We start from the raw sequence: 17,766 nt of genomic DNA, 5'->3' as shown, positions 1-17,766 counted from the left end.
AAATATATTCTTAAAACAGTTTATGAATTCTGTGAATCGGAATCATTACTCCTTGCTTTAAAATCACATTTTTATCAGTAACAGCCCAAACTGTAGTATCGACTACTTTTTTAGATTCGGTATCCTCAAAGAAAATTTTAATTTTTGAATGTTCTAAATTACCCAAAGATAAAGCTCTATTAATCTCGCTCAATCTAGTTTTTATTTCTTGATCATCAGTAAGAACATCTGTTTGTGGAAATTTAAGAAGCGCTACGTCTTCTTTATCAATGATGTTAAATCCATCTGTCATAATTGTAAAAATTTAATTAATTATAAAAAATTTGCATGTTGCAAAACATAAGCTTTTTTCAAGCTTTGTTACATTTCACAAAAATAGCACCTCCTTAAGTTCACTGTGCCAATTTTATATTAATTTTTATAGTAAATTAAAATATTAAAATTTATTGTTATTATTTTTTAAATTAATTTAGAAAACTAACTTAATAGGTCTTATTTAAAAGACATTTTATTTTTATTTGAACTATTTACCTGAATAATTAGGACAACCAAAACATTTTCTATCAAGATTAAATTGATAGGTTAATGACAACTCATAGACTCCACCAGTTTTTCCCATTTTTGAGGTATTCAAATCATAAGCAATACCGAGTCTTAAATGTTCGTATTGCAATCCTGTAAAAAGATTTACAGAGGTAACCAATTGGCTATTCAACCCATTTTTAGCTGGATTAGTAACCGCAGTAGCGCCAAAAAACATTTTTTCAAAAAGTATTGAGGCACCAAGATCAAGACGATTGTAACGCCCTTGTTGCATATAGTTTGATGTAACAAACATTTTGGTTGCATAAGGAAAAAACTGAACATCAATATAATTTGCCAAAAGAAATTCATAACCCGTGCTCAATGAAAAAAAAGTATTTAAAGGTAAGTTTCCATCTTCAGAAAATGAAATATTAGGTTTATTAAGATGTTTCATAGACAATCCTATCCACATGTTATCCGTATTAAAAACCATTCCAGCACTAGCATCAAAAAAAGTAATTTTATCGTTTCTTAAAAGTGGATCTATAGAACTTGCATTTGTTATTCCCGTTCTAATATTTATTTGATCTTCTAATAGTAAATTTTGAAAAGCAAATGATTTCAATCCAAACCCTACTTCAAGAGCAGGTCTAAAATACCAATCGTCATTAATTCTAACTCTGTAAGCGTAATTTGCATTAATTTGAGTAAAATTATATTTACTCGCATTTTCTCTTTGGTTTAAAACACTAATTCCATATCCACTACTGATGTTTTCATTCCAAGTATTTAAAAAAGCATAGTCCGTATCAATTTTTAAATCTAAATCTGGCCACTGTTCACGATGAATAATACCAGTATATGTAGTTTCCATAAAGCCCGAAAAACCAGGATTTAAAGTTTCTGGAACTAGAAAATATTGTGTAAAAACAGGATCTTGAGCTTTTGCTTTAGAATAAATGCAAAAAGATATAATTATAAATAATAGTTTAATTTTCATTAGTTGGCCTTTTCGCTTTATTTAATTAATGTTAAAGTACCTTTTTCGATGATGGTATGATTATAAAATGTTTTAGCAGTAAGTTTAAAATAGTAATTTCCATTTTCTGCGTCTAGATCCTTCACTTTTCCATTCCATCCTTTCAAAGTTTCCCCTTTTTCAGTATATACTATACTGCCCCATGTGTCATAAATGTCTATGGTCATTTCTACAAAACCTAAAAAAACGGGTGAAAAAGAATCGTTTATTCCATCTCCATTTGGTGTAAATGCGGTTGGCATTTTTAAACTATATCCTTTTTCAACTTTTAGTACAAGTGTTTGGGTATATTGACAACCAAAAGGGTAAGTAACCGTTTGTTTGACGGAGTAATTTCCGGTTTTAGTAAAAATGTGTTTGGGATTTTCTTCATCAGAAAAATTACCATCTCCAAAATCCCAAGAAACTTGGGTAAAGTCTCCAGTTGCTAAATTCTTGAATAAAATTGGGTCATAAATAGAATACAAACCATAAACATCATTACCATACGAACTCGTTTCGAAATTAGCTTTACCCAAAACCGGTGTATTAACATTATAAGTAATTTCTGCAGTACAACCAAAACTATCTTTAACGCTAAAAATGATCAAACCATTGTTGTTTGTATTCATTATCTCATTATTAGCACCGCTAACGGTACCATCTGACCAAGTTAATTGATAGGGAGGAATTCCTCCTTTGACTTTTCCATAAAACGTCTGATGAACGTATTTTGTATTGCAATCATAATCAGTCATCACATCAATAGAAGGTGTAAGTTGTTCAAAACGAATAATTTTCCATGATTCTGTTTTTTTACAGCCATTGGCATCTGTAACGATAACAGTGTAATTATTAGGTAAAAGATTTTGTAAATCTTCTGTTGTAGCACCATTGGACCATTCAAATTTAAATGGAGACTGACCACCAGTAACGATTAAATTGATTGCTCCTGTATTAGCATTTAAACAATTCAGTGGGTTTGAAACATCGGCACTTAATTCTAATTGCAAAGGCTCATTAATAATGAATGTTTGTTTGATTGTACATAATTTAGCATCTGTAATTGTTAACGAATATTTACCGGGCCCAATATTATTTCTTTCCATACCAGCAGTTGGATCGTCATCCCAAACTAGTACTACTGGCGCTTTACCTCCAATTAAATTCAGTCTAATGTGAGCATCCTTTGACCCAAAACACGAAACATCTTTAACATCAGGATTGATAGTAAATATAGGAGCATTATCAATAATGATATTAAATGTTTTTTCGCAATTCAGGGCGTCTGTAATGGTAATTGCATAATCTCCCGCAGAAAGATTATTCTGTACACGTCCTGTTCCTAAATTACTCCATTTTATAAGATAAGGAACTCCTGTTGTAAAAGGAATACCTCCCTTAATATTGGTTATAGTAATAGAGGCATTTGCATCATTATAACAAGCTATTTCTGTTTTAGTATACTCTAAAAATATTTCGCTATTTTGTAATAAAATGACTTGTAAATTAATCCTACAACCAGAATTATCGGTAACGACTAAGTCATATGTTCCAGCTGCTAAATTTGTTAAGTTTTGATTAGTACTAGAAAATCCATTTGGCCCACTCCAATTGTAAATATAATTAAAAACACCACTTGAAATTTCAGTAGCCCTACCGCCTTTTGCTTTTACATTAATTTCACCTGTATAATCTCCATAACATAAAATATTAACTTGACTTACAAGGTTCAATTCTAAAATTGAAGGTTCGATGATAGTGTATGTATTTGTAAGCGTCTCACAATTATTTTCTTCAGTGATGCTTACTTTATAAACACCTGGAGACAAATTACCAATATTTTCTGTTGTGGCATAAGGGCTTCCGTTTTTAGTCCAAACAAAATTATAAGGCAAAGTTCCGCCTGAAGTGGTTAAATTAATATTCCCATCATTAAGTCCAAAACAACTAATATCATTTTTAAATCCAGAAAAAATAAATTTATCTGGTTCCATAACAAAATAAGATTTTGAAAAGGGGCAAGTGCCATTATCGGTAATACTTAAAGTATAGGTTCCTGGTTTAAGATTACTAAGATCTTTTTCTGTGCTGGTAAATCCATTAGGACCTGACCAAGAAAAAACATAGGGTTTGGAGGTAGGAAATGGAATCCCACCTGAAACATTGATGTTAATACTGGCATCATCAGATCCAAAACATTTGCTTTTTTTGATCGTCTCAGCAACCATTATTAATGGATTAACAATTATAGTAACGGTAAAGTTAGGGCCTGCACAACTCCCAGAGCTTGGAGAAACGGTATAGGTAACTGTTACTGGACTACTACTGTAATTAGTTAGTGTTTGACCAATACTGGTTACAGGATTTTTTTGTGAGAAGGCACCATATATAGAACCTGATGGACTAATAATTGGATCTGACCAAGTATAAGTTGTATTTGTAGGTACATTATCAACAGCATTAGTATAGGGTTGTATTAAAAAGGATCCGCCACTGCAAATTTCTACTGATTTTGAATTTATGATAGGAGATAGTACTGTGTTTACTGAAAAATTTGCTGTTTTTGTTGTTGTACCACAACTATTACTAACACTAAAAATTGCTTGATAATTTCCTGTGACAGAATAATTTATTTGACCCGGATTTAATAAGTTTGATGTAGATGGTGTACCTCCTGGAAAGGTCCATAAATAAGTAAGTTCACTATCGGGTGAACAACTTTGCACCACCTCACCTACAGGTGATATTGTTGCAGAATTACAATAATCTGAAATGGGTTTCAAAATAATTACTGGTGGTTGCTTAACCATTATAATTTTATTTGAATAACGATCTATTCCGCAAGAATTTCTAGTTCTCAAACTTAATTCATAGGTACCTGGTGTTATAAAATTAATAACTGGATCTTTAGAATAAGAATTCGTACCATTAGTAAAAAACCATTGCACAGGTTTTTTACCACAGTAGCTTTCATAATACCCTTTTATATCCCAAAAATAGCTTTCAGCAGCACAATTTAGGCGTGTATCTGTCGTATTTGTAATTTGCAAAGGACTGCCAGCACAAGCTTTTTCAAAGGTGAAATTTGGTTCTAATACAGGTTCTATACAAATGGTTTTTGTTGTTTTACTCGATATACCACAAGGCGTTTCAGCAAATAGAGTAACAGTATAAGTCCCTGGCGTTAAATAAGAATGAATAGGCTCAACTGCTCTTGAAAAAGCGCTTCCATCACCAAAATCCCAAGTGTACACATTGTTAGTACTGCAACCATTTGTAAACCCAGCAATTGAATTATTATGAAAAGTGACACCACTACCAACGCAAGCAATATCATTTGCATAAAAACTTACTCTTGGTACATCTAATATAATAATTGGGCCAGCAATCAAATAAGTACTGCCACAAGAAGTAGTTATTGTTAGGGTTACATTGTTACCAGATGGACAATTAAAACGTGTAAAAGTATGTGGTATGGGAAAATTTTGAGAAGCCGATGGAATTAGAGAATTATAATAAGGTGAACTTTCTAAATCTTGTTGAGTGTAATTCGTAACGATTCCATCTCCATAATTCACTTGATAATTTGTATCGGAAGGGTTTAATGCCCATGAACCTATGGCAAAATCCATTGGTGCAACGGGTATACAAAAATTTGTTGTATTACCTGGAGCAATAAGAGCTCCAATTGGATTGTTAGAATTTTTAACTACATAAGTAATTGCACTAGAACAATCATTCGTTCCAGCTCCTGTAATGATCATATTATAGGAACCTAATTTCATGTAAGTGTGCGCGCGTGGGAAAGTAACATTATTTTCTACATTCCCATCACCCCAATCAATAGTATAAGACGAAATACAAGAAATAGAATTAGAAGAGTTACCTACATTAATGGTATATTTTGGATTGAAATTATTATCACCACATCTTTCAAAAGATAAATTGGATCCTGACAAAGCATTTAAATTTATAAATTTTAAATCTGGCTTTTGTTTTACCAAAATAACTTTAGTCACCGATGTACTAATCCCCTTAGCATCAGTAACCGTTAGTTTTACATCGAAATTTTGCACACCGCAACCAACCGATGTGAATGTATTAGTAGGATTAATGGCAGTAGAAGTATTGCCATCACCAAAATCCCATAAATATTTAAATGGAGCATCACCACTTACGGTTGACTTAAATAGTATTGGAGAACCAGAACAACTATTATCATTTGCAAAACTAAAAGAAACTCCTGGGGCTAAGAATGCTTTGTTATAAATTGTGTCGGCTTCTATTTTTTTTTCAATTTTTTCAACTCTTTTGCTGTTTGCAAAAATAGAGAACGCATTCAGTAACAAAAAAAGATAAGCAAGAAAATAGAGATTCCTCATGTAATAAAATTCGTTAATTTTTGGCTGTAAAAGTATATATATTTATTTATATTTTTACGCGAAAAACTTCATTTTTTTTTAATTTTTATTATAATAAATACCATATAGGCAGTAAAATACGAATAATACATAATTATCAATAATATTATTATAAAAATAAATAATTTAAATTTATGGTGTAAAAAATCGGTTCTGCAGAAACACTACTGGATGTTAAAAAAATTCAGTGAAGTTCAGGTGAAGTAATAAAATATTACCTTAAAAACATGTTCTCTTGTATTTAGTAGACACTATTTACATAATAAATGAGAAATGATTAGCTTCTTTCTGGAGAAAAAAAAAGCTGTTTCACAATAGGAAACAGCCTCTTTTATTTTTGTAAAGCGTTCTTAAAACTTCTTTAGTATAAATATTTTAAAGCAGTAACATCATTGCTGTTGAAGGCTCCTGTTTCATTATTTCCAAAACAAGCTCTCATTAATGAAGTTGCATCATATCCTGAAGGCGTTCCTGGAATCAAGATAGCTCCCACTCCTGCAGTCCCTTCATTTGAATTTGATCCACAGCCTTGACGGCTAAACCAATCTGTATGACGTAAACCAATACTATGTCCTATCTCATGAGCTGCTACGTGTGCATTAACACCAGTACTGTAAGTATCTAAACCTGAATACAAAGTAACTGAATTAAACGGCGCACCTCCTGAAGGAAAACCTGCAACTCCGCCTGCACCACCTTGTTCTCTACGAACAACTATATTTGCTCCACTAGTACTAGAACTAAAAGTTAAACTAAATTTTAGTTCTAAATTTAAATTATTGTATCTATTTATTGCTGCTTGTAATCCTGCACGCATGTTATTGCTTAATGCAGATGCACCTGTTCCAGATAATCCTACCACCTTAATAGTTCTTGGTCCTGAAACCAAATTGTTAGTTCGGTATTGCTCTGTCGTAATACCTCCGTGAATATCCATTTTTTCCAATTGATTTTTAGTCATAATAATATCACCCTCAATCAAAAATACGTCTTCGATTGTACCGTCTAAATTAGTGTGCTTTACTACTTTTACATCTTTATTATTAAAAGATAATGCGCTAAGTTTATTTAAAACTTCTGGAGTAATTTCTGTTGCTTGTGCTTTGGCTTGATTTGACTCATCATCGTTATTACAAGATAATGCTACCAATGCTACGAAAGTCAATGCTAAAATTGATTTAATTTTTTTCATTTTTTAATGGTTATTTTGGTTAGTTAAATATTACTTTTTTCGAACGCTTTACAAAATTCAAAACGCCTAAACTAACAAATTAAAGTCATTAAAAATAAAAATTAAATTATTTTAACAAAAACAAATTTTTATTTTTGCTATTTTCAATTTAACACATATTAACTGAGATCCCAAAGAGCTAATGTTTTCTACTATTTAGCACATATTGCATCAAAAATGATCAAAAAAAATTATATTTGTTTTTTTTTCAATAAAAAAATAAATAATTAATTAAAAATAAAACAAATATAAAATCATAAAATACGATGTAAAAATAAAAATTAAATTAAATTTTAACTTTTTTAATAAGAAAAAAATTATTGTTTTAGAGAAATATTTTTAGATTTTAAAGCTTTACTATAAGGTTTTACAAATATTTTAACTAAAATCAGGAGGGTCTAAAAATGTTAAGATTTAGATTTTTAGAAGAAATAAATAACCCAATTTACGATGAAAACGTAGAAGATAAATCGACTATTAATTTCAAAAAAAAAGCTACTATCAAAGTAGTGCATCTATTCCAAAGTAAAATAAACAGGCTTAAAATTGGATCAATAAAATCTAAAAAATGAAAACAAAATTTATATACCTGCTAATTCTAATTCATTCCATGAGCTTCTCTCAAGATTCTTCTTTTTGGAAGCATTTGATAAAGAAAGAAAGTGAAGCAAAAAATCAAAAATATTATTTTTCTACGTTAGAAAATGCGCACAAAAAATCGTGGAAAATTGTAAAAAAATTAGATTTAAATTATTGTATTATTGAAACAAAAAGTCTTTTAGATAAAAACGATTTGAAGAATATTTTGCCAGCAAATAATTTTTGGAAACTACCCGCTACTTTCAAAAGTCATGACGAAAGCAAACAATACATAGTGGCAACAGACAATATTGATGATTTAATTGATGAACTCAATGAAGCTGCCATACAATTTATCAGAACAGCAACAAATAATTTAATACTAATTAAATCAAATTCTAAAAATATTAGCAAAGTCATCTCATCAAATAGTGTGTTAGCCGTTTCCAGTGAATCATTAATTCCAGTAACGGAATCTAAAATTGCAGACCAAAATTTCACTATTAATCAAATAAACAAAGCAAATTATAATTTCCCTACACTATTAGGAGAGAATGAAATTATTTCTATAAAAGACGAATTTTTAAACATAAATGATATCGACTTACTAAATAAACTTGTTCCTTCCAGTATTCAGTCGACAAAACTCTCTGATCATGCAACTGCCATGGCTACCATTGTTTCTGGATTGGGAAATAGCTCTATTTTAGGAAAAGGAGTAGCACAAAAATCAAAAATACAGTCCTCAGATTTTTTAAAAATTTTTCCGGACGATCTATCAACTTTACAAGGAGCTACTACACAAAATCATTCGTATGGAACCGAAATTGAAAATTTTTATGGATCATTAGCAGCAACATATGATGAGCAATTATTTGCAAACCCTTTTCTCACTCATATTTTTTCATCAGGAAATAGAGGTGCTGAAGGTTTCAAAAGTCTCTCTGGAAATTTTAAACAGTCAAAAAATAGTATAGTTATAGGTTGCATTGACCAATATGAAAAAATCATGTCTTTTTCGTCAAAAGGTCCTGCTTATGATGGCAGAATTAAGCCGGAATTAGTCGCCTACAGTACGCAAGGCACTTCAAATGCTACAGCACTTACATCTGGCATTGTGACCTTACTAAAAGAACATTTTAAGAAGATCACAAATGCACCTTTAAATAACGCTTTAGCAAAAGCTATTTTAATTAATAGTGCTAAAGATCTAGGTCCTAAGGGTCCTGATTATACATATGGTTACGGTAGCATTGATGCGGACAAATCTTTAAAAACAATTAGTGAGAACAGATTTATAATTGGCAACATCAATCATAATCAGCGTAATTTGCATAACCTTACTATACCACCAGCAACCAAAAATGTTAAAATTACATTGGTTTGGAACGATATGCCTGCAGCTATAAATAGTGCATTTAGTTTAGTAAATGACCTCGACTTAGAGCTGATTTCAGCTAATAAAACGGTTTATTTACCATATATTTTAAATCCTAATTCTCCCCAGGAATTAGCAGTTACGGGAAGAGATAACCTTAATACAATTGAGCAAATAATAGTCACCAATCCCATTGCTGGAATTTACTCAATTGGTGTAAGTGCAAATTTATTATCTAATTTGTCTCAAGATTACAGTATAGCTTATGAATTTGAATTAGAAAATAAATTCGAATGGAACTATCCCGTTAGAACTGATAATTTTCCGTTTGATGGTAAAACAATTTCTCCTTTTAAATGGGATTCTACTTTGTCAGGGAAAACAGGCCAATTAGCAATTAGTTATAATGAGGGACAGTCATGGGAAACAATAGCTACAGAAGTCAATTTAGAAAAAGAACAATTTGAATATTCACCTACCGAACAAAAGTATGCCGAAGCACGATTAAAAATGACTGTAAATAATGTTGATTATTTATCAGATCTTTTTACAATTTCGTATGATTTAAATATAAATTCCAGTTTAGTTTGCGACGGAACTACAGAAATAAATTGGAATAAGCCGACTGATGTTAATTTATTCAATATTTATAAATTAATAGGCGATCATTTACAATTCACAGAGCAAATATCTGGTTCAACCTACCACTATACCGATGGAAAAAACTACACAGTTACTCCAGTATTTGGCAAAAGTGAAGGAATTAAAAGTCAGTCAACATTAGTCTACGAGTCTAATTCAAATTGTTATTTTAAATTAGCTGCAGCAGAAGTTTATGAAGAAAATAAAGTAAAAATTGACGTTGGTCTCTTTAGTATATTTAATATTAAAAAGATCGATTTAATTAAAATTATTAATTCATCTGAAATAATAATTGCCACCAATAGCAATGTGAGTTCAAAGGACTTTTATCTTTTGGATGAAAATCCAATAAAAGGCAATAATCAGTATAAGATAAAATTAACGCTAATGAATAATACGATAATAAACTCAACCACAATTAATACCAATTATTTAGCTAACAGTTTATTTTTAGTAACTCCTACTCTAGTACGAAAAAATGAAAGTCTTTACATAGAAGCTAAAAATGAAGAACAATTTTTATTTTACTTATATAATTTAACTGGGCAAAATGTGATTACAACTCCTCTTCTTTCAAAAATCAGCAGTGTACCGCTCAACGATATATTTGCTGGAATATATATCTATAAAATAGTAACCAAAAAAGGTCAAATTGAAACGGGAAAAATTATAATTATGTAATTATAAACTAAGTTAGTAAAAGCTATAAAAATAATCAAACTATACAAAATTAGATTGCATTTTTATCGTCCTATTACTATAATTGATTTTATTTTTACCCTACTTAAATTAAAGTACAAAACAGATAAAATTAGTACTAACAAAAATCCTGCATTTAAACTTATGACTAAACAAAAAATCTCATGAGCGAGATTTAGAAAATTTACTTGTGCCTTTCTCTTTTTTTTCTATTAAAATAATGCAATCGGAGCTAAAAAAAATTAATGATTTATATAAATTTTGAAAAGGCTAGATTAAATGTTAGAGCGATCATAAAAATAAAAAGTAACATCAAATTAAAACTCTATAGTTCCATAAAGTATTATAGCGAGATTTAACATAAAAATTTAGACATACCTAAGTTTTAACAAAAGTATTTTAAAGGTTTTTTCTTAGTAAAATCATTTCAACAACATAAAAAACATATTTTCTTATCCTTATAAAATTCACTATTTTTGCAGTTAAATATTTTAGTCATGCCAAACAAAAAATACAAAATAGCAGTCATTCAATTGAACCTAAATGATATTGCCGAAAACAACTTAAAAAAATGCATAAGCTGGGTTCGTGATGCTGCAAAACTTGGTGCCGAAGTAATTTCGTTACCCGAATTATACAGCAGTCATTATTTTTGTCAAAGTGAGGATGTAGATAATTTTGCTTTAGCAGAACCTCTTTACAGTACTTCGTTTATAGCTTTTAGCGCTTTAGCAAAAGAATTAGGTGTGGTAATCATTGTTCCTTTCTTCGAAAAAAGAATGGCTGGAATTTATCACAATAGTGCTTACATCATTGATACAGATGGTTCTGAAGCAGGTTTATATCGTAAAATGCATATTCCAGATGACCCCCATTTTTATGAGAAATTCTACTTTACCCCTGGGGATTTAGGTTTCAAAACAATCCCTACACAAAAAGGAAAAATTGGAACATTAATTTGTTGGGATCAATGGTATCCTGAAGCAGCAAGATTGACTGCGCTTAAAGGTGCTGAGGTTTTATTTTATCCTACGGCTATTGGATGGCATCCACAAGAAAAAGAGCAATATGGCGAAAACCAGTATGGCGCTTGGATGAACGTTATGAAAGGTCATGCAGTTGCGAATGGAGTTTATGTTGCTGCTGCAAACAGAATTGGTTTAGAACAATATTTACCTGATACAGCTGGAATTCAGTTTTGGGGCGCTTCTTTTATAGCAGGACCTCAAGGAGAAATCTTAGCGCAAGCTTCACATGATAAAGAGGAAATCCTTATTGCCGAAGTTGATTTGGATTTACAAGAAAACGTACGTCAGAACTGGCCCTTTTTTAGAGACCGAAGAATTGACGCTTTTGGGGATATTACAAAAAGAGCAATCGACTAATTATGAGTACAACTAACAGAAGATTTCCTGCTGAATGGGAAAAACAACAAGGTGTTTTACTTTGTTTTCCTCACAATGGTAATGATTGGCCTGGGAAATATGAAGCCGTTAAATGGGCTTTTGTAGAATTTATTAAAAAAGTGGCTTCTTTCGAGTCTGTTTTTTTAGTTGTTGCAGATGAGAATCAAAAAGAAAAAGTCAATATAATGCTTGAAACAGCTCATGTTGTATTGACTAATATTTCCTATATCATTCAGAAAACCAATAGAAGTTGGATGCGTGATTCAGGTCCTATTATTGTTAAAAACGGAAATGAAAGAGAAGCATTAAACTTTAATTTTAATGGTTGGGCAAAATATAAAAACATTCAATTAGATAAACATGTTCCTGCTACTGTAGGCGAGTTTCTAAATATTCCTGTTACGCAAGTAATGTACAAAGGAAAACCCGTAATTGTAGAAGGGGGCGCTATTGATAGCAACGGAAGAGGAACTTTATTAACTTCCGAAGAATGCTTGATGCATCCAAGTATTCAGGTTCGAAACCCAAATTTCACCAAACAGGATTACGAAGCTGTGTTCAAAGAATATCTGGGTATCACAAATGTAATTTGGTTAGGTGATGGAATTGAAGGAGATGATACACACGGACACATTGATGATTTATGTCGTTTTGTAAACGAAGACACTATTGTTACAATCGTGGAAACAGATCCAAAAGATCATAATTACAAACCTTTGCAAGACAACTTAAAAAGGTTACAAAATGCCAAATTAGAAAATGGTAAATCACCTATAATTGTAGCTTTACCAATGCCAAAACGTTTGGATTTTGAAGGATTGCGTTTGCCGGCTAGTTACGCTAATTTCTTAATTTTAAACAATTGTGTTTTGGTTCCTACTTTCAACGATTCAAATGATAGAGTAGCTTTAAACATACTTTCAGAATGTTTTCCTGATAGAGAAGTTATCGGAATTAGTTGTACTGATTTTATTTGGGGTTTTGGTACTTTACACTGTTTAAGCCAACAAATTCCAGAATAGATTAATATTCTAAAATACAGTAAACAAAAAAAGACTTGTAGCAAAATGCTACAAGTCTTTTTTTTGTTCCTTAAAAAACACTAATCTTTAGTAAATTCAATTTTTTGACCATCCGAAGTAATCATATTGAAACCTTTAAGGTTTTCATTGAATTCAAATTTAAGACCAGCTTGTTTTGATTCAAAATTATTTTTACCAGTTGGTTGCACTGTAAAGGCAGGATAATCTGTTATCAATGCTTTTAAAGCACCATTTTTTTCTGAAAAAGTAATTTTTAATGGGGACATTTTAGTAGAATAAACACCTAAATAGCCATCTAATATAATATCCTTTTCTACTAAACCTTTATCTGCTGTCCATGTATTGTTTGTAACATTACTATCTGGCAAAATATGATCTGGATCAATTACAATACTTTCAATTTCTTCTGTTGATTCGTGTTTAAATGACCATGATTTATTTTTTTGCCAAATTTCAACCGGAAGATTGATACGACTTATTTTACCACTTTTAGTTTTCACCTCTAAAATTACTGGCATTGCCATTTTTTCGAAGTTTTCAATATTTATTACAATTCCTTGCTTAGGATCATTTTTTACATATTTTATACTATTAATTCCTTGGTCTAAACGCCAGTTATTTTGAAACCAACCTCTCCAGAACCAACCCAAATCTTCACCAGCAACATTTTCTATAGTTCTAAAAAAGTCATCTGGCATAGGATGTTTGTATGCCCAACGCTCTAAATAAGTACGTAAAGCGAGATCAAAACGCTCTTCTCCTAAAATTTGTTCTCTTAAAATAATTAAACCTGAACTTGGTTTTGCATAAGCTAGTACACCAATATTAGCTTCTTTCATATTATCTGGAGAACTCATTATAGTCTCAAGATTTGGATTGGTGTAATATTCTGCTCTTTGGTGCAAATCGGCTTTTGGTTCTTTATATTCACCATTGTTAAAATCTACTGAACTCACAGAATTGATAAAAGTATTGAATCCCTCATCCATCCATCCAAAAATTCGTTCATTAGAACCTACAATCATAGGAAACCAAATATGACCAAATTCATGATCTGTAACGCCCCACAAATCTGCTCCTTTAGACTCCCAACTGCAAAAAACGATTCCTGGATATTCCATACCACCTTCATTTCCTGCTACATTGGTAGCTACAGGATAAGGATATTCCATCCATCTTTTTGAATAGTTCTCGATAGATCCCTTAGTATATTCTGTAGAACGTCCCCATGCATCATTACCAGCACTTTCTTGAGGATAAACAGATAAGGCTAAAGATTTTTTACCACTTGGTAAATTAATTTTTGCTCCATCTAAAATAAAAGCGGCAGAAGAGGCCCAAGATAAATCACGTGAATTTTTTATTCTAAAATTCCATGTTTTAGTTGACGACACAGCCATTTTTGAAGATTTTGCTACTTCTTCTGCAGTACGTATAAAAACAGTTTTATCACTTTGCTTTGCTTGTTCTAGACGTTTCAATTCTTCGGCAGAATAAACTGCATTAGGATTTAGCAATTCTCCTGAACTCACCACAATATGATTAGAAGGAACAGTAATACTTACATCAAAATCACCATATTCTAAATAGAATTCTGAAGCACCCAAATACGGATTGGTGTTCCAACCTCTAATATCATCATACACACACATTCTAGGATACCATTGTGCTATTGTAAAAATTTTACCATTTTTAGTTTCTAGCACTCCCATTCTATCCGATCCTTCTAATGGAGAAGTAAAAGAAAAATCAATTTTAATTTTAACTGCTCCTCCTTTTGGATTTAATACTTGAGGAAGAAAAACTTGCATTCTTGTATCTGTAATTAAATATTTAGCTTCTGTTTCGGTAGTTTTACCTTTTATAGTACTGACTACTTTTACTGATTTGATTTTATGACCACCATCAAATGCTTGTCCTTGTGCTCCATTACGACTTCCTGTTAGGGGTACAACTGCATTTCCTCTAGAGTCTGATTTAAATAAATTCTGATCTAAATGCATCCAAACAAAATTCATTTTATCTGGACTATTATTAGTATAAGTAATTAATCCAGAACCTAAGATTTCGTTGGTAGCCTCATTTAGTTTAGCTGTTAATTTATAATCTGCTCTGTTTTGCCAATATTCAGCACCAGGCTGACCACTAGCAGATCGAGTACTTGTTCCGTTATTGTTGTAAAAAAACGGTGCAAATGCATCATGATAATCGTATTTGGAAATAGGATTCGTTGGTGCATTAGTAGCATTTTGTTGAGCCCAGATCGAGCTAACTCCCATTAATAAAGTCAATTTTAAAATGACTCCGATGCGAATGTTTTTCATTTTATTTTATTATTTAAGCACCAAATTAATGAAAAATAATTCAAATCTTAAATTATATTCATTGTAATACCTAAAAATTAATAAAATTTATGAAAAATTCCTCCCTATTTTATATTCTTTTTACAGGAAAATTAAAATATATTTACATTATTATTTTTATAACTATTATTAAGAACCATTTTGACAATTACTATTACAAATTCAAAATTAAAAGCTCAAATTGAAACTTTGGGAGCCGAATTATGTTCCTTAAAAGATAACAATGCACAGGAATATATGTGGGAAGGAGATCCTGCTTTCTGGGGGAAACATTCTCCTATTCTATTTCCTATAGTTGGCACTTTAAAAAATGACTGTTATACTATAAACAACAAAGAATATAACATGTCAAGACATGGTTTTGCCAGAGAAATGGAATTTAAAATACTAGATCAAAAAGAAAATAGTGTTGTTTTATCTTTGCAATCTTCAGAAGAATCATTAAAAGTTTATCCGTTTCTATTTGAGCTACAAATACAATACACTTTGCTTGAAAAAAATTTAATAGTAGATTATACCGTATTTAACAACAGTAGTACATCAATGCCATTTTCTATTGGTGCTCACCCTGCTTTTGCTTTACCAAATCATTTTGAAAATTACTCAATTGAATTTGAAAAACAAGATACTTTACAATATTACCTTTTAGAAAATAATTTGATTTCTGATCGAACAAAAAGTCTAGAATTGCAAAACAAACAAATAGATTTGAACTACGAACTATTCAAAAATGATGCGTTAATTTTTAAAAACATACAATCTAAATCATTGACAATTATAGATAATAAAAAACCTCGTTTAAAGGTCTGCTTTCAAGATTTTCAAGATTTGGGAATATGGACAAAACCAAATGCGCCTTTTATATGCATAGAACCTTAGTTTGGATATTCCGATACAAATAAAAGTTCCGGAAAGCTAGATGAAAAAGAGGGAATCCAGATTCTAAATGCATCAGAAACTTTCAAATCAAAATTCAGTATCGAAATATTCTAAAAATTAAAGTTATGCTAAATATAAATTTTACTCCCTTTCATAATTTAGAAACAGAGCGCCTACTCCTAAGAAGAGTCGATAATAATGATCTAAAAGAGGTTTTCGCATTGCGATCTAACCCCGAAACAATGAAATATATCCCAAGACCCTTAGTTACAACTAACGAAGAAGCCTTAGCTCATATAGCAATGATAGAATCGAAAATAGAAAGTAATGAGGGAATTAATTGGGCTATAACTTACAAAGGAGATCCAAAACTAATTGGAATTATAGGTCATTATAGAATAAAACCAGAACATTATAGAGCTGAAATAGGTTATATGATATTACCCGAATTTAACGGAATGGGAATTGTGACTGAAGCCGTTCAAGAAGTAGTAAAATATGGCTTTGAAGTCATGAAATTACATTCTATTGAGGCGGTTATTGATCCTGATAATTTAGGATCGGCAAAAGTTTTAGAAAAGAATAATTTTAAGAAAGAAGCTCACTTCATAGAAAACGAATTCTTTAATGGACGCTTTTTAGATAGTGCCGTTTATACTATTTTAAATAAATAATAAGGATAACACTAAATTAGATTCCTTAACCAAAAACAAAACATAAATCTTTATATTTGTAGCGCTTTTATTAATACCTATAATTTAAAAGCATTAGCTATTACTTTTTATGAAAAAATTTTTTATTACCTCTTTTCTTTTATTCTCTGTATTATCAATTGGTCAAACTTACATTAAAGCAAATGCTTTGACTACCTTATTAACAGTTCCAAATGTTGGTATTGAAACAAGTATTGGTGAAAAATCAACGTTACAATTTGATGTTTTAGCCTCTTTATGGAAATCTGTCAATGGCAAACCTCGAGAGTTTTACACTTTTACACCAGAATATCGCTTCCATTTTAAAGAAAAATATAATGGTTTTTATGCTGGGGCTCATATCGGTATGAGTATTTTCAATTTTCAAAAATGGAATTATTTAAATACACCATATTACGAAAAAGGTTTTGGCTATTTTATTGGAGCAACTGTTGGCTATCAGGTAAAAATAAATGAGAAATTTATGTTGGATTGTTTTTTAGGAGGAGGATCACATCAAGGTTTTTATAAAGCATATGATTTTAATACAGAAATACGCTATGATGGTGCTAAAAAATACAACAAAAGTGGCGAATGGCTTCCTTATCGTGGCGGTGTAATGGTTTCCTACAAATTAAATTAACTGAATTTTGGTAGTGAACTAATATATAATTCCTCTACTTGTTTTCTAGCCCAATCTGTTTTTCGTAAAAAAGTCAAAGATGATTTAACACTTGGATTATCTGTAAAACACTTAATTTTTATCAGCTCCCCCAAGGTATCAAAGCCATAATGTGCTACTAATTGCTCTACTATTTTTAATAATGTGATTCCGTGAAGAGGATCTTTTGATTTTGAATTTTCCATTTTGCAAATATATAAAACGA

General features: G+C 30.9%; 12 protein-coding genes. 6 read left to right on the top strand and 6 right to left on the bottom strand.

The window, feature by feature from the left end; translation table 11 throughout:
* Nucleotides 1–10 precede the first annotated feature (10 nt).
* The 4 genes from J3S90_RS11680 to J3S90_RS11665 form a co-directional block, all read right to left on the bottom strand.
* Nucleotides 11–292 (bottom strand): hypothetical protein, encoded by a 282-nt coding sequence (locus J3S90_RS11680; RefSeq protein WP_188050477.1) that lies wholly within the window; start codon nt 290–292, stop codon nt 11–13.
* 231 nt (nt 293–523) lie between these two features.
* Nucleotides 524–1,525 carry a PorP/SprF family type IX secretion system membrane protein gene (locus J3S90_RS11675; protein ID WP_210646332.1) on the bottom strand — a complete coding sequence of 334 codons (1,002 nt, stop codon included), beginning with the start codon at nt 1,523–1,525 and terminating at the stop codon, nt 524–526.
* 17 nt (nt 1,526–1,542) lie between these two features.
* Nucleotides 1,543–5,928: a PKD domain-containing protein gene (locus tag J3S90_RS11670; protein ID WP_210646331.1), complete on the bottom strand. Its 4,386-nt coding sequence runs from the start codon at nt 5,926–5,928 to the stop codon at nt 1,543–1,545.
* A gap of 400 nt (nt 5,929–6,328) precedes the next feature.
* Nucleotides 6,329–7,159 (bottom strand): M57 family metalloprotease, encoded by an 831-nt coding sequence (locus tag J3S90_RS11665; RefSeq protein ID WP_210646330.1) that lies wholly within the window; start codon nt 7,157–7,159, stop codon nt 6,329–6,331.
* 607 nt (nt 7,160–7,766) lie between these two features.
* Between J3S90_RS11665 and J3S90_RS11660 the strand changes: the two genes are divergently transcribed.
* The 3 genes from J3S90_RS11660 to J3S90_RS11650 all read left to right on the top strand — a co-directional run bounded on the left by J3S90_RS11660 (nt 7,767) and on the right by J3S90_RS11650 (nt 12,924).
* Complete coding sequence (locus J3S90_RS11660) at nt 7,767–10,478, top strand: S8 family serine peptidase (RefSeq protein WP_210646329.1); 2,712 nt, start codon at nt 7,767–7,769, stop codon at nt 10,476–10,478.
* 515 nt (nt 10,479–10,993) lie between these two features.
* A complete protein-coding gene (locus J3S90_RS11655) occupies nt 10,994–11,881 on the top strand; it encodes a carbon-nitrogen hydrolase (protein WP_188050474.1) in 888 nt (295 codons plus the stop codon).
* A gap of 2 nt (nt 11,882–11,883) precedes the next feature.
* Nucleotides 11,884–12,924: an agmatine deiminase family protein gene (locus J3S90_RS11650; protein WP_210646328.1), complete on the top strand. Its 1,041-nt coding sequence runs from the start codon at nt 11,884–11,886 to the stop codon at nt 12,922–12,924.
* 80 nt (nt 12,925–13,004) lie between these two features.
* Here J3S90_RS11650 and J3S90_RS11645 read toward each other — a convergent pair whose 3' ends face one another.
* Nucleotides 13,005–15,269, bottom strand: a complete 2,265-nt coding sequence (locus J3S90_RS11645) for a M1 family metallopeptidase (RefSeq protein ID WP_210646327.1) — start codon at nt 15,267–15,269, stop codon at nt 13,005–13,007.
* A 180-nt stretch (nt 15,270–15,449) separates the two neighbouring features.
* Between J3S90_RS11645 and J3S90_RS11640 the strand changes: the two genes are divergently transcribed.
* The 3 genes from J3S90_RS11640 (at nt 15,450) to J3S90_RS11630 (ending at nt 17,522) form a co-directional block, all read left to right on the top strand.
* Nucleotides 15,450–16,187 carry an aldose 1-epimerase family protein gene (locus J3S90_RS11640; RefSeq protein ID WP_317192541.1) on the top strand — a complete coding sequence of 246 codons (738 nt, stop codon included), beginning with the start codon at nt 15,450–15,452 and terminating at the stop codon, nt 16,185–16,187.
* A 125-nt stretch (nt 16,188–16,312) separates the two neighbouring features.
* Nucleotides 16,313–16,861: a GNAT family N-acetyltransferase gene (locus J3S90_RS11635; RefSeq protein ID WP_210646326.1), complete on the top strand. Its 549-nt coding sequence runs from the start codon at nt 16,313–16,315 to the stop codon at nt 16,859–16,861.
* A gap of 109 nt (nt 16,862–16,970) precedes the next feature.
* Entirely contained in the window at nt 16,971–17,522 is a 552-nt protein-coding gene (locus J3S90_RS11630; protein ID WP_210646325.1) for a DUF3575 domain-containing protein, read from the top strand.
* On the opposite strand, the gene J3S90_RS11625 is transcribed toward J3S90_RS11630, so the two are convergent.
* Nucleotides 17,519–17,746, bottom strand: coding sequence for a VF530 family protein (locus J3S90_RS11625; protein WP_210646324.1), 228 nt, complete (start codon nt 17,744–17,746; stop codon nt 17,519–17,521). The genes J3S90_RS11630 and J3S90_RS11625 overlap by 4 nt on opposite strands.
* Nucleotides 17,747–17,766: the final 20 nt, after the last annotated feature.

This window comes from Flavobacterium flabelliforme (assembly GCF_017948675.1).
Taxonomy (GTDB): domain Bacteria; phylum Bacteroidota; class Bacteroidia; order Flavobacteriales; family Flavobacteriaceae; genus Flavobacterium; species Flavobacterium pygoscelis.
Note: the sequence above shows the minus strand (reverse complement) of the source record. Positions and strands in the feature narration are given on the sequence as shown.

Coding starts and splice junctions, on each gene's coding strand:
- J3S90_RS11650 (WP_210646328.1), top strand. CDS start 11,884: ATGAGTACAACTAACAGAAGATTTCCTGCTGAATGGGAAAAACAACAA.
- J3S90_RS11665 (WP_210646330.1), bottom strand. CDS start 7,159: ATGAAAAAAATTAAATCAATTTTAGCATTGACTTTCGTAGCATTGGTA.
- J3S90_RS11630 (WP_210646325.1), top strand. CDS start 16,971: ATGAAAAAATTTTTTATTACCTCTTTTCTTTTATTCTCTGTATTATCA.
- J3S90_RS11660 (WP_210646329.1), top strand. CDS start 7,767: ATGAAAACAAAATTTATATACCTGCTAATTCTAATTCATTCCATGAGC.
- J3S90_RS11625 (WP_210646324.1), bottom strand. CDS start 17,746: ATGGAAAATTCAAAATCAAAAGATCCTCTTCACGGAATCACATTATTA.
- J3S90_RS11645 (WP_210646327.1), bottom strand. CDS start 15,269: ATGAAAAACATTCGCATCGGAGTCATTTTAAAATTGACTTTATTAATG.
- J3S90_RS11670 (WP_210646331.1), bottom strand. CDS start 5,928: ATGAGGAATCTCTATTTTCTTGCTTATCTTTTTTTGTTACTGAATGCG.
- J3S90_RS11635 (WP_210646326.1), top strand. CDS start 16,313: ATGCTAAATATAAATTTTACTCCCTTTCATAATTTAGAAACAGAGCGC.
- J3S90_RS11655 (WP_188050474.1), top strand. CDS start 10,994: ATGCCAAACAAAAAATACAAAATAGCAGTCATTCAATTGAACCTAAAT.
- J3S90_RS11675 (WP_210646332.1), bottom strand. CDS start 1,525: ATGAAAATTAAACTATTATTTATAATTATATCTTTTTGCATTTATTCT.
- J3S90_RS11680 (WP_188050477.1), bottom strand. CDS start 292: ATGACAGATGGATTTAACATCATTGATAAAGAAGACGTAGCGCTTCTT.